14 protein-coding genes are annotated in these 12,522 nt (G+C 60.9%); 4 read left to right on the top strand and 10 right to left on the bottom strand.

All coding sequences use genetic code 11. The features are described 5' to 3' along the window. Window positions 1-33 precede the first annotated feature (33 nt). Both ubiG and ABRA89_RS17355 read left to right on the top strand, forming a co-directional pair. Window positions 34-783, top strand: coding sequence for a bifunctional 2-polyprenyl-6-hydroxyphenol methylase/3-demethylubiquinol 3-O-methyltransferase UbiG (ubiG, locus tag ABRA89_RS17360; RefSeq protein WP_349942757.1), 750 nt, complete (start codon window positions 34-36; stop codon window positions 781-783). Between the two features lie 245 nt (window positions 784-1,028). Further along, window positions 1,029-1,373, top strand: a complete 345-nt coding sequence (locus ABRA89_RS17355) for a hypothetical protein (protein WP_349942756.1) — start codon at window positions 1,029-1,031, stop codon at window positions 1,371-1,373. Window positions 1,374-1,418: 45 nt separating this feature from the next. Here ABRA89_RS17355 and ABRA89_RS17350 read toward each other — a convergent pair whose 3' ends face one another. The 4 genes from ABRA89_RS17350 to ABRA89_RS17335 are packed head-to-tail and all read right to left on the bottom strand — an operon-like array spanning window position 1,419 to window position 3,919. Beyond that, on the bottom strand, window positions 1,419-1,913 hold the full coding sequence (locus tag ABRA89_RS17350) for a DUF1178 family protein (RefSeq protein ID WP_349942755.1): 495 nt from the start codon (window positions 1,911-1,913) through the stop codon (window positions 1,419-1,421). Then, window positions 1,910-2,827 (bottom strand): carbon-nitrogen hydrolase family protein, encoded by a 918-nt coding sequence (locus tag ABRA89_RS17345; protein WP_349942754.1) that lies wholly within the window; start codon window positions 2,825-2,827, stop codon window positions 1,910-1,912. The genes ABRA89_RS17350 and ABRA89_RS17345 overlap by 4 nt, the downstream gene beginning before the upstream one ends. Window positions 2,828-2,863: 36 nt before the next feature. Then, complete coding sequence (grxC, locus tag ABRA89_RS17340) at window positions 2,864-3,121, bottom strand: glutaredoxin 3 (protein ID WP_349942753.1); 258 nt, start codon at window positions 3,119-3,121, stop codon at window positions 2,864-2,866. 48 nt (window positions 3,122-3,169) lie between these two features. Beyond that, the gene (locus tag ABRA89_RS17335; protein WP_349942752.1) at window positions 3,170-3,919 is read right to left on the bottom strand and encodes a ComF family protein; all 750 of its coding nucleotides are present in this window, start codon (window positions 3,917-3,919) and stop codon (window positions 3,170-3,172) included. Between the two features lie 131 nt (window positions 3,920-4,050). Between ABRA89_RS17335 and ABRA89_RS17330 the strand changes: the two genes are divergently transcribed. Next, on the top strand, window positions 4,051-4,944 hold the full coding sequence (locus ABRA89_RS17330) for a methyltransferase domain-containing protein (RefSeq protein WP_463671316.1): 894 nt from the start codon (window positions 4,051-4,053) through the stop codon (window positions 4,942-4,944). Window positions 4,945-4,996: 52 nt separating this feature from the next. On the opposite strand, the gene ABRA89_RS17325 is transcribed toward ABRA89_RS17330, so the two are convergent. The 6 genes from ABRA89_RS17325 to ABRA89_RS17300 form a co-directional block, all read right to left on the bottom strand. Continuing rightward, entirely contained in the window at window positions 4,997-5,161 is a 165-nt protein-coding gene (locus ABRA89_RS17325; protein WP_349942750.1) for a Flp family type IVb pilin, read from the bottom strand. 44 nt (window positions 5,162-5,205) lie between these two features. Next, a complete protein-coding gene (locus ABRA89_RS17320; RefSeq protein WP_349942749.1) occupies window positions 5,206-5,532 on the bottom strand; it encodes a hypothetical protein in 327 nt (108 codons plus the stop codon). Between the two features lie 170 nt (window positions 5,533-5,702). After that, a complete protein-coding gene (gene mutT, locus ABRA89_RS17315; protein WP_349942748.1) occupies window positions 5,703-6,122 on the bottom strand; it encodes an 8-oxo-dGTP diphosphatase MutT in 420 nt (139 codons plus the stop codon). Beyond that, the gene (locus ABRA89_RS17310; RefSeq protein WP_349942747.1) at window positions 6,119-6,907 is read right to left on the bottom strand and encodes a GNAT family N-acetyltransferase; all 789 of its coding nucleotides are present in this window, start codon (window positions 6,905-6,907) and stop codon (window positions 6,119-6,121) included. The genes mutT and ABRA89_RS17310 overlap by 4 nt, the downstream gene beginning before the upstream one ends. Further along, window positions 6,888-8,153: a bifunctional glutamate N-acetyltransferase/amino-acid acetyltransferase ArgJ gene (argJ, locus tag ABRA89_RS17305; protein ID WP_349942746.1), complete on the bottom strand. Its 1,266-nt coding sequence runs from the start codon at window positions 8,151-8,153 to the stop codon at window positions 6,888-6,890. Before argJ ends, ABRA89_RS17310 begins: the two co-directional genes overlap by 20 nt. Before the next feature lie 119 nt (window positions 8,154-8,272). After that, window positions 8,273-9,160 (bottom strand): peptidylprolyl isomerase, encoded by an 888-nt coding sequence (locus ABRA89_RS17300; RefSeq protein WP_349942745.1) that lies wholly within the window; start codon window positions 9,158-9,160, stop codon window positions 8,273-8,275. A 313-nt stretch (window positions 9,161-9,473) separates the two neighbouring features. Between ABRA89_RS17300 and secA the strand changes: the two genes are divergently transcribed. Beyond that, window positions 9,474-12,212: a preprotein translocase subunit SecA gene (gene secA / locus ABRA89_RS17295; protein WP_349942821.1), complete on the top strand. Its 2,739-nt coding sequence runs from the start codon at window positions 9,474-9,476 to the stop codon at window positions 12,210-12,212. Window positions 12,213-12,522 lie beyond the last annotated feature (310 nt).

Here is a 12,522-nt window from a genome sequence, read left to right as displayed (position 1 = left end):
CGAGAGAGACTTCAAATCGCGCAGGACAGAGCCATGAGCCAAGCACAGGGAAATACGATCGACCAGGACGAGATCGACCGGTTCTCCAAGCTCGCGGCAGAGTGGTGGAATCCGAAGGGCAAGTTCAAGCCGCTACACAAGTTCAATCCCACCCGTCTCGAAGAGATTCGCGAACAGGTCGCCCTCAATTTCGATCGGCCGCTCGGGCAGTCGAAGCCCTTCGCAGGCCTTTCGCTCCTCGACATCGGTTGCGGCGGCGGGCTGATTGCCGAGCCGATGCGGCGCCTCGGCTTCGACGTAACGGCTGCGGACGCTTCGGAGACGAATGTCGAGGTCGCAAAGCTCCACGCCAAGGAAGCCGGTCTGGACATCGATTATCGGGCAACGACCGCCGAGGCGATCGCGACGGAAGGCAAGACCTTCGATGTTGTCCTGGCGCTCGAAATCGTCGAGCACGTTGCCGACGTGCCGTTCTTCCTGACGACCTGTGCTGACATGGTGAAGCCGGGAGGGCTTCTTTTCGTCGCGACGATCAACAGGACGGCCAAGGCCCTCGCATTCGCGATCGTCGGCGCGGAATACGTGCTGGGCTGGTTGCCCAAAGGCACTCACCAGTACTCCAAACTTGTCCGTCCGGAAGAGATCGAGGGACCAGTCAGCGCAGCCGGCATGAGCGTGATCGAAGAACTGGGTGTCGTCTATCATCCGCTCGAAGACGCCTGGAAACGGTCAACGGACACCTCTGTTAACTACATGACCATCTCGCGCCGCCCTGCCGCCTGATCTGGGCTCGACACAGACGAGATCGCCGGGGCTGAAAACCCTGTTTCGCGGGCTCAGTGTGTCCTATTTACTTCATGGTAACGTGAGCAAATTATTCAGGCAGGTCGAGCACTCTTAAAGCGCGAGTTAAGCTTTGAGTAACCACGATCGGCTTATCATCCGAAAATCGCGCATGAAGCGCCATTCGGCCAAGCTGTGACGACCGTCTGTATGTGGTCTTCCGGCAGCAGCATGTGAGGACGAATATGCCCACCCACAATTCGGAGAACGCGATCCGCGAACAGTCCTGTCCGATTTCGCTGGATCTCCTGGCAAAACTCATTCGGACCGAGGACGATGTTCGCGAAGAACTGATCCTTGAGATTCCCGGCGAGGAACGGGCTGCGCTTGGTTTCTTCTGCTACAGCCGGGTCCACCTCAGAAGCCTTGCGTTCGACGTGGTCCTGCAGTGCGAGATGAAGGATCTTCGTCAGTATGCGGGCGCCAAGGGCGACCTCCTTCGGCAGCAGGCTCTCGACTTCAAGAAGCAAGCAGCTTCAAGGAATCGCAGCAGTCGGGGCATCACGCTTGCACGGCGCGCAGTCGCTTGACGCCGAGCGATCTGCCCGCCGTAACGTAGCCAACGCAGATAAAAGTCAGTTCTTGTCTTCCGGTAGAGCTGGCATCGGGAAGGCCATGATGCCCTCCTCGTGAAGAGCCTTGACCTCTTCGCGGCTCGCTTCGCCGTAGACGCCCTTCTTCGTGCTCTCCCCGTAGTGGACGCGCCGCGCCTCCTCGGCGAATTTCGTGCCGACATATTCCGATTTCTTGCGCAGGGCACGGACCTCTGTCTGCAACGCGGACCACAGCTCTTTCATCTTTGCTAAATTCTGATCGGGAGGCGTTTCGGCGGCCACCGTCGTCACGCTACCCGACGTCGATTCGGACTGGGTATCGGAGGCTTCCTTGGAAGCGTCCGTCTTTGCGTTTAATCCTATCGCAGGCCGCATCAGAGCCTTTTCGACATTCGTTTCGCCACAATAGGTACAAGTGACGAGACCGCGACTCAGCTGCGTTTCGAAATCGGATGTGGACCGGAACCAACCATCGAAACGATGCCCGTCACAGCACTTCAGCGCAAAATGAATCATTTCGCGGCCATCTTGGGCTGGCGAGACACCTCGTCTGCGCCGTCTGAACCGACGGCATTCGACACCACGACCCTCTTCCCGGCGGACTGGAAGACGCGGGCATTGGAGAGAGTGGGAATTTTCGCCCGGGTCTGGCCGACGAGAGAGAGATCGATGTCGGCGACGGCGATGCCGGGTTCGTTGCCCTGAACCTCCGCGAGGACGCGGCCCCAGGGATCGACGATCAGCGAATGGCCGTAGGTGTCGCGCCCGTCCTCGTGAACACCGCCCTGTGCTGCTGCAATCACGAATGCTCCGTTCTCTATCGCCCGGGCCCGCAGCAAAACGTGCCAATGCGCCTCGCCGGTCTGGCGGGTGAAGGCGGCCGGCGCGGTGAGGATATCCGATCCGGCGATCGCTTCTTCGCGGAATAGATGCGGGAAGCGCATGTCGTAGCAGATCGCGAGCCCCAGATTCGCCGAAGTGCCATTTGGTGTGATCGCGGCGATCGTGGCGTCTCCGCCCGGCCGATAGGTCCGCGATTCCCGCCAGCTTTCGCCGCCGTCGAGATCGACGTCGAACATGTGGATCTTGTCGTAGGACGCCAGCTTACCGCCGTCGGGACCGAAAACGATGGCGCGATTGGCGACCTGTCCGTCTTCCAACGCGACGGCAATCGACCCGACATGGATATGAATGGCGTGTGCCTTGGCGAGCCGCGCGGCTGTCAGCGCCACCGGATCATCGGCCTCGGGAGTGAGATACTGCCTGAGGGTCTCGCGGTCGCGCTGAACCATGTTGGTCATCTCAGGCGACTGAACGTAGTCCGCCCCGGCTGCGACCGCTTCCTCGACGAGCGCGGCGAAGCGATCGGCGTTCTCCGCCGGATCGATACCCGATCGCATCTGAAGAACGGCGGCGCGAAAGACGGTCATTCCTGTAAATTCCCTATCGAGATCGCCCGCCAGATATCACGCGTTGAGCATGGGATCGAGCTTGCCGGCCCGTTCGAGCGCGAAGAGATCGTCGCAGCCTCCCACATGGGTCTCGCCGATGAATATCTGCGGAAACGTCGAGCCGCCCTTGGCCCGCTCGCGCATTTCCTGCCGCAGCTCCGGCGAGCCGGTTGCGTCTTTCTCTTCATAAGCAACGCCCTTTTCGTCCAGCAGCCGTTTGGCCCGGGCGCAGAAGCCGCAGAGCTGGCGAGTGTAGATGGTTATGTCGGGCATGAGACCTTCCTGACGCTGGAACGGTGCGAATTGATCGAGGATATGGCCTTACATATCGAAAGCCGCAACCCGCGCGAACGTCAGCACATTCACCGAATGCGCTCCGGCGCGTTTCAGCGCCTTCGTCGCGCTTGAGGCTGTCGACCCCGTAGTGAAGACGTCGTCGATGAGAAGAACGGACTTTCCAAGCACCTCATCGCGGCGTTCCGCTCGGACCTTGAAGGCACCACGGACATTGTCACGCCGCTGGTTGCGGCCGAGGCCAACCTGCTTCCTCGTCGGTTTGATGCGATCGAGAGCAGCCGGCGCAAACTGGAGACCCGTGGTCTTTGCGATGGAGCGCCCGATTTCGGCGGACTGGTTGAATTGCCGCTGCCAGAGCCGCCGTCTGTGAAGCGGCACCGGGATGACCACATCGCTCGCTGCAACGAGCTCACCTCCGGCTCGCATCATCCAGGCCGCCATCAGCGGTACGAGATCGAGCCGATCGCGATATTTGAGCGAGGACACCAACCGGCGCGCCATGTCGTCGTAGAGAACGACGGCGCGCAGTTTTTCGAAGGGCGGCGGATCGGCGATCGCTTCGGCCGAGACGATCCCCTCACCCGGATCGTAGGAAAAAGGCAGGCAGAGAATGTCGCAATAGGGTCGTTCGATAAACCGGAGTTTGGCCCAACAAGCAGGGCATAAAGCGGAGGGCTGACCGACGCCGATCCCGCAGCCTGTGCAGATCGGCGGGAACAGAAGATCGCCGAGACGCCTTGCCAATTGATCGCCGCGCTGCTTCAGGGCCTGCAAGTTCCGAAACCTTTCGCAGCTGGTGGGCATCTCGTGGGGAGAAGCCACATTGGGCCCGGCACTATGCCGGAACATCCTGACTATATCCGCGTCCGCGCGGGAAGACACATTATCAAGAGGCGGTTATGTCGATTGCGCCGGAAACATCGGTCGGAACAGTTATCGATCGAGAACTGACGACCCGGCGCCGGGTCCGCCGCGCCGTCGCTCAAGGTGGCGATCGACCGGATTTTCTCCATCAGGTTTCGGCGGAAGAACTGACGGAGCGGCTCAGCGTCACCAAGCGCGAGTTCGAACGATGTCTTCTCGTCGACGACGTCTACGCTGCTCTCGGGCCGAGGATTGCAGGGCTGGCAAATGTCGACGCCGTGATATCGAGCGCTCCGCATCCGCAGCTTCTCGAAGGGGCGCCCGCCGCCGTGGTCGCGGACGAGGAGGCCCTGCCCTTTGCAGCCGGATCGCTCGATCTCGTCCTTTCCAATCTCACCCTTCATCTGACCAATGATACGCCAGGGACGCTCATCCAGATCAGGCGAGCGCTCAAACCGGACGGGCTCTTCTCCGCGGCTTTGCTGGGTGGCGAAACGCTGAACGAACTGCGTCAGTCGCTCCTCGCAGCCGAAGCGGAGGCCTCCGGAGGCGTCTCCCCACGCGTCGTCCCGTTTCCCGATATTCGAGACCTGGGCGGCCTGCTTCAGCGTGCCGGCTTCGCCCTTCCTGTCACCGATCAGGATCGGCTGACCGTTCGATATGACACGATGTTCGAGCTGATGCGCGATATTCGCGCGATGGGGCTCGCTAACAGTCTCGTTCAGCGATCGCGTCGCCCCTCGACCCGAGCGTTCTTTCTTCGGGCTGCCGAAATCTATGCGGATCGGTTCTCGGACGCCGACGGACGCATTCGCGCAACGTTCGACTATGTCTATCTGTCTGGATGGGTACCGCATGAAAGCCAGCAGAAGCCGGCCCGGCGCGGCAGCGCCAAGGCCAGCATGAAAGACGCGCTGGAACACCGCGAACGGTAATTTGCGGGCACTTTCAACAGCGTTTTCACGAGAGCCGGAAAGCGGCAGGCGGTCAGCCGCCGGCTATGGCGTTGGCGACCGCAGTCGAGATATTGGCGAACGCGGTCGGTAGATCGAGTAGTGCCAGACTGGAGACCAGCCCGACTGCGATAATGCCTGCGATCAGTACGTATTCGATCGCAGTTGCCCCACTCTGGTCCTCGACCAGGGAACTCATTTTCTGCAGAGCGCGTACAGGCTTCGAAATCGGTTCACTCGCCATCAGCACGCCCCCTGCTGGCGTCCATCCGGCCACATCAGGCAAGGGCCCGCACCCGATTGAAGGACGCTGCGCTGAACTCGATAGGTGGTCGACCGAGCCTGCGAGGTGATCGACCCGGTCGTCATCTGATCGATGTTGGCGCCGCTCATGGCCGCCAAGGTGCTGTTCTGTCCCTGCTTCACGGCCGGAACCACGATCAGCGTCACGGCAGCGACACCGAGGCCGAAGAGGACCGAACCCCGGATCAGGACCGACCTGAAATGACTCAGAGGCGAAGTCAGATCGTAGTCGTCGATGTCCTTGCTTCTGATTTCGAATTCGGTCATCGATCTCTCGTTTCCGGCTTCAGGCACTGGTCGCGATCATCCCTCGGAACAGATGAACTTTCGCTTAAAACCGTGTTCAGTTTGCACAGACAATTTTATCTTTTTCAGAAGATAGGCCGTTACTTACGCTAGGTTAGTCTGTTGTCGTGATTCTTATGGTTGGCTAGATCTTATCCGAGAAGCTCCACCAGCGGTGGAATCAACGGCTCGTCGGCCGGCGGCATAGGATATGACCGAAGATCCCGAGCACGAACCCATTTGAGCGCCTGCCCTTCCTGCCCTCGGGGGATACCTTCGTAACGCCGGCATACGTAAAGCGGCATGAAGAGATGGAACGCGTCGTAGCTGTGGCTCGCGAAGGTCAGCGGGGCAAGGCACGCAGACCGCGTCTCGATTCCGAGTTCTTCGCGAAGCTCCCGGATCAGCGTTTCCTCGGGCGTTTCTCCCGGTTCCAGCTTTCCGCCCGGAAACTCCCACATGCCTGCGAGGTTCTTTCCCTCCGGACGCTGCGCCAGAAGAATTCTGCCGTCCTGATCGATCAGCGCACAGGCCGTGACGAGGAGAACGGGTTTATGCGATCCGTCGGTCATTGTGTGGACGTGTTTCTGGTGCGGTATTCGTACCGATAGGCTTCCTGAAAGCCGAAGGATCGATAAAGCGCGAGACCGGCCTCGTTCGAGGCTTCGACCTGCACCCAGGCCGTTTTGGCACCGCGATGGCGCACATGGCCGAGGGCCGAACTGACGAGATCGCGGCCAAATCCCTCGCGCCGCCGACCGCTTGCGACCGCGACGTCGAGAACCCCTGAGATATCCCGCTCGTGGATCGCCATCGCGACGCCGAGCGGCTTCCCGTCGACATCTTCCCTGATGAACATCGTCTTGACCGGCGCAATATCCTCGATCACGCGCTTCAGGCCGTTGGCGAGTTTCGGCGAGCGTTCGTGTACCGTGAGACTCGCTTCGACATAGCGCTCGACATCCTTGAACGGCAGGCGGTCGATCGAACCCGACAGATCGATTGCGGACAGATCTGCGGTCAGGACGCAGGTTTCGTCGAACCGCTTCCAGCCCTCGACATCGAGGTGGTCGACCAGTTCCTTGGGCGCGAGCGGCGACAGGCGGAACGTCAGAGTGCGTCCCGCATCGCGAAAGCGTTGCGATGCCTGTTCGATGCGCTCGGCGATCCTCGCATTGTCGCCGGGATCGAGCGGATTGACGGAATTCAGGCGTTTCGCCGGATAGGCCGGCGTCAACCGGATGGCCCAGGTGCCGTCGAACTCGGTCGACGTCGCTGGAAACGCGCGGAAGCCCAGCGCTTCGAGACGCCTGATCTTCGCGAGTTGGCTGCTAAGGTCAGCTTCTGTAGTCGCCATTGATCGCGACATACTCCTTCGTCAGATCGCAGGTGTAGACCGTCCAGCGGCCTTCGCCGAGACCGATATCGACCCCGACCTCGATCGTGTCGTGCTTCATGACGGCAGCCGCGACGCTTTCCTCGTAGTCGGGATCGCGTTCGCCGTCGACCGCCACGCGAACATCGCCGAACGAAATCTTCAGCCGGTCCCGATCGGCTTCCTCTCCGGCCTTGCCGACAGCCATGACGACCCGGCCCCAGTTTGCGTCCTCGCCGGCGACAGCCGTCTTCACCAGCGGAGAATTGGCGATAGACATCGCGATCCGCTTGGCCGAAAGGTCGCTCACAGCGCCCTTCACGCTGACCACGATCTCTTTTCGTGCGCCCTCGCCGTCCCGCGCGATCTGGCGGGCGAGGTCGAGGCAGAGTCCGTTGAGAGCTTCCTTGAATTCTGACAGGCGCGGATCGAGCGCATCCCCGATCGGCTCGCAACCACGAGCCTGCGCGGCCCCGGTCGCGAAGAACAGCAGTGTGTCCGAGGTGGACGTGTCGCCATCGACCGTCGTCGAGTTGAAGCTTGGCGCGACGGCGTCGGCCAGCATGGCCTGAAGCGCCGGCGCTGAAACGGGTGCGTCCGTGGCGATGAAGGACAGCATCGTCGCCATGTCGGGCGCGATCATGCCGGCGCCCTTGGCAATGCCGTTGATCGTTACCGGCACGCCGTCGATGGATACCGTTCGCGAGAGGAGCTTCGGATAGGTATCCGTCGTCATGATCGCATCGGCCGCTTCACGCCAGCGATCGGGCTTTGCCTCATCTGCCAGATCGTCGAGAAGACCGACGAACTTCGTCTGATCGAGCGGCTCGCCGATAACACCCGTCGAAGCGAGGAATATCTCGTCCGGCGAACAGCCGACAGCCTTCGCCGCCGCCTCGCTCGTCAATCGCGTCGATTCCTCGCCGCGCTTGCCGGTGAATGCATTGGCATTGCCCGAATTGACGACGAGCGCCCTCGCCCGCCCGACGGCAAGATTGCGTCGGCAGACATCCACCGGCGCCGAGGCGCAGCGGGAGGTCGTAAAGACGCCCGCGACCGCAGCCGGTTCGTCGAAGACCATAAGCAGGAGATCGGTGCGCCCGGCATATTTGATGCCCGCTGATGCGGTTGCGATGCGCAGGCCGTCGATCGCGGGAACATCGGGAATGGAGGCGGGCGCAAGCGGCGAAACGTGCGGTGCCGTTTCCGGCGTCGATTTATGCGGCATGATCATGGTCTCATACTGGGGCCGGAAACGGTTTGCCGTCTCCTATAACAAAATGGCCGTCTCCTACGAAGACGGCCACATCCTGCTTCTACATCTTCTTACCGCCAGCGGCCGAAGGATCAGTTCGCGGTTCCGCCGCGCATCTCGGCGGCAGCCGCATCGGCCTTGGCCTTCAGCTCGTCCATCTGCTTCTTCACGGCCGGATCGACATAGGTGACGCCGAGCTTCTCGCGCGCATCGCCGACGAGACCGACATACTTCTCCTGAAGAACGGCGCGGCGAATCTGGTCCTGAACCTGTTCGAAAGACGGCGGTTCTGCCTGGCGCTTTTCCTCGACCTTGATCACGTGCCAGCCGTATTCGGTCTTGACCGGCTCAGTCGTGATGCTGCCAGGCTCGAGCGCGAACGCTGCTTCGGAGAAGGGCGGGACCATTTGTCCCTTGGCGAAGAAGCCGAGGTCGCCGCCGTTCGGACCGGTTGGACCCGTCGACTTTTCCTTGGCGACTTCGGCGAAGTCCGCACCGTCCTGCAACTCCTTGATGACAGCCTTTGCCTCGTCCTCCGTTTCGAGAAGAATGTGTCGTGCGTGGACTTCCTCCTCGGGCTCGATCGCCGAGATTTCCTCATCGTAGCGCGCCCGGAGTTCCTCGTCGTTGACGGTGCTTACACCCTCCTTAGCGAAATAGGCATTGTGCAGGGTCCGGTCGCGCAGGAAATCGATTGTCGCGGCGGTCTCGGCGTCATCCTGCAAAGAAGCCTCTTCGGCCGCCTGTGCGAGCACCTTGATATCGATCAGTGCCGCAAGAACGGCGATGCGGCGCTGGTCTTCCGGCACGCGCTGGAAGTCCCCGCCGATCTCATTCTGCGCGGCATTGAGGTCGGCTTCCGTGATTTCCTCGTCTCCGACGGTCGCGACGACGGAAGATTGGGCAAAAACAGGCGCCGCCGTCATGAGTGCAATGGCGGCCGTTGCGGAAATCAAGCCGAGACGTTTGCTCTGAAGCATGGTGAAACGCGTCCTTGGAGATGTGATCGTTCGATGAAACACCATGGCCAGGTTCCATCGCTCGACCTATGAAAGATCGCGAAAAACATGGCCTTTCGATGCCTGCACAGTCTGAAAGTGCAGGCGTAAGCGCCGTTGACAACGGTTTGGGGCACTCTTATCTCTCGCCCGTCCCGAAAGTCCAGCCGCCTTCGGATTAAGTTTTGCCAAGGCTCCCCGTGGCCATTTGCGGGTCGATACGAGAGCGCGGCGGCCGGGCTCGGTCCGGCGCGACATGCCGGTCAAATCGCAACAGGTCGAGAAGGACTGGTTCATGCTGGGTTTCGGCGGAATCGCCCGCAAATTGCTTGGTTCGTCGAACGACAGGCTCGTTAAAAAATATCGACACCAGATCGATGCGATCAATGCGCTGGAAGACGAGTTTTCCCAGCTGAGCGACGCCGAGTTGCGTGCCAAGAGCGACGAATTCAAAGCGCAGCTTGCTGAAGGTAAGACGGTCGACGATCTTCTCGTTCCGGCCTTCGCGGTCGTAAGGGAAGCGTCGAAGCGCACCCTCGGCATGCGCCATTTCGATGTGCAGCTCATCGGCGGTATCGTTCTCCACAAGGGCAATATCGCGGAGATGAAGACCGGTGAGGGCAAGACCCTCGTCGCGACGCTCGCCGTCTATCTCAATGCGCTTGAGGGAAAGGGCGTTCACGTCGTCACGGTGAACGACTACCTCGCCAGCCGCGACGCCGCCGACATGGGCCGCCTCTATGGCTTTCTCGGTCTGACCACCGGCGTCATCGTGCATGGTATGAGCGATGCGCAGCGACGCCAGGCCTACGCCTGCGACGTCACTTACGGCACCAATAACGAACTCGGCTTCGACTATCTTCGCGACAATATGAAGTATGAGCGCGCGCAGATGGTGCAGCGCGGTCATCACTATGCGATCGTCGACGAGGTCGACTCGATCCTGATCGACGAAGCACGCACGCCGCTGATCATCTCTGGTCCGCTCGACGACCGCTCGGAACTTTACAAGACGCTCGACGCCTTCATCCCGCAGCTTTCGGAAGAGGACTACGAACTCGACGAGAAGCAGCGCACGGCGACCTTCACCGAGGATGGTACGGAAAAGCTGGAGCGTCTGCTTGAAGAGGCCGGACATCTTCAGGGCGCCTCGCTCTACGATATCGAGAACGTCGCAATCGTCCATCACGTCAACAATGCGCTGAAGGCTCATCAGCTCTTCCAGCGCGACAAAGACTACATCGTCCGTGGCGACGACGTGGTCATCATCGACGAGTTCACCGGCCGCATGATGCCGGGCCGGCGCTTCTCCGAGGGCCTGCATCAGGCGCTAGAAGCCAAGGAACAGGTGACGATCCAGCCCGAGAACCAGACGCTCGCCTCGATCACCTTCCAGAACTACTTCCGCATGTACGACAAGCTGTCCGGCATGACCGGTACCGCTCAGACGGAAGCGGCCGAGTTCGGCGATATTTACGGACTAGACGTGATCGAGGTTCCGACGAACCTGCCGATCGCGCGTATCGACGAGGACGACGAAGTCTATCGGACCTTCGAAGAGAAGTTCCAGGCGATCAGCAAGGAAATTCAGGAGGCCCATTCGCGCGGCCAGCCAATTCTCGTCGGCACGGTCTCGATCGAGAAGTCCGAGCACCTTGCCGAAATCCTGAAGCGCGATGGCATGAAGAACTTCAAGGTTCTGAACGCCCGCCACCACGAGGAAGAAGCCGGCATCGTCGCCCAGGCCGGCGTGCCGGGCGCAGTGACGATCGCCACCAATATGGCGGGTCGTGGTACGGACATTCAGCTCGGCGGCAATCCGCAGATGCGGATCGACACCGAACTCGGCGACATGCCGGAAGGTCCCGAGCGCCAGAAGGCGGAAGCCGCGATCCGCGCCGAGGTCGGCCTTCTGAAAAAGCAGGCTATCGAAAACGGTGGGCTCTACGTTCTCGCGACCGAGCGTCACGAATCCCGCCGCATCGACAATCAGCTGCGTGGCCGTTCCGGCCGTCAGGGCGATCCGGGCCGTTCCAAGTTCTATCTGTCGCTTCAGGACGACCTGATGCGCATCTTCGGCTCCGACCGTATGGACGGGATGCTGCAGAAGCTTGGCCTCAAGGAAGGCGAGTCGATCGTCCATCCCTGGATCAACAAGGCTCTGGAACGCGCCCAGAAGAAAGTCGAGGCTCGCAACTTCGACATCCGCAAGAATCTCCTGAAATACGACGACGTGATGAACGATCAGCGCCGCGTCGTGTTCGACCAGCGAGTCGAGCTGATGGAGGCAAGCCCGGACGAGGTCGCCGAGACGACCACCGATATGCGGCACGAGACGATCGAAAGTCTCGTCAAACGGCACATTCCGGAAAAGAGCTATCCGGAGCAGTGGACGACGACTGAACTCCGCGACGAAACGCGTGATACGCTCAATCTCGACCTTCCAATTGTCGAATGGGCTCAGGAAGAGGGCGTTGCGGAAGACGATATCCGCGAGCGGATGACGGATGCCGCCGACAAGCACGTCGCCGATAAGACCGAGCGGTTCGGAACGGACATGATGGCCTATGTCCAGCGTTCACTGGTGCTCCAGACGATCGATGGTTTGTGGCGCGAGCATCTCGTCAATCTCGACCATCTGCGCAATGTCGTCGGTTTCCGCGGCTATGCCCAGCGTGATCCGCTGAACGAGTACAAGTCCGAGGCTTTCGAGCTCTTCCAGACCATGCTCGCCAATATGCGCGAGCGTGTGACGACCCAGATCATGCAGGTCGAGATCGTCCAGCAGGACGAGGCCCAGCGCGATCTCGCTCCACCTGAAGAGATGGAAGCGCATCATTTCGACGCCACCACTGGCGAGGATATGATGGGCGACGGCTCGGACCGGATGACGGCGAATTTCACGCCGACGGAAGCTGACGGCCTGCGGGTCGATGCCGACAATCCGGATCAGTGGGGCCGTGTCGGCCGCAACGAGGCCTGCCCGTGCGGTTCGGGCAAGAAGTTCAAGCACTGCCACGGCGCCTACGTCTGAGGCAGATTCCTGACGGAAACTGTCATCCTCGGGCTCCGTCCCGAGGATCCAGTACGGCGCCGGCGCCTTTCGTCAGGACTGCGACGACCCCATCCGCGGTTTCATGAACACGCACCGCATTCCGGCTTCTGGACCCTCGGCTCGGCACCCGAGGGAGACGGAGCATGGGCTGGGATGGAAGTCCCTCGGTGGATTCCAGGGTGAAGTGCAACGTGATCATGAGAAGCGGATTTGGACGTCTTTGCCAAGTTCTTTGAGCATGGCTTGGAGAGGCGTGACGAAGCCGAGGCATTTTCTCGGTGTCGTATTG

The sequence above is a fragment of the Fulvimarina thalattae genome, from assembly GCF_040239565.1.
GTDB lineage: Bacteria > Pseudomonadota > Alphaproteobacteria > Rhizobiales > Rhizobiaceae > Fulvimarina.
Note: the sequence above shows the minus strand (reverse complement) of the source record. Positions and strands in the feature narration are given on the sequence as shown.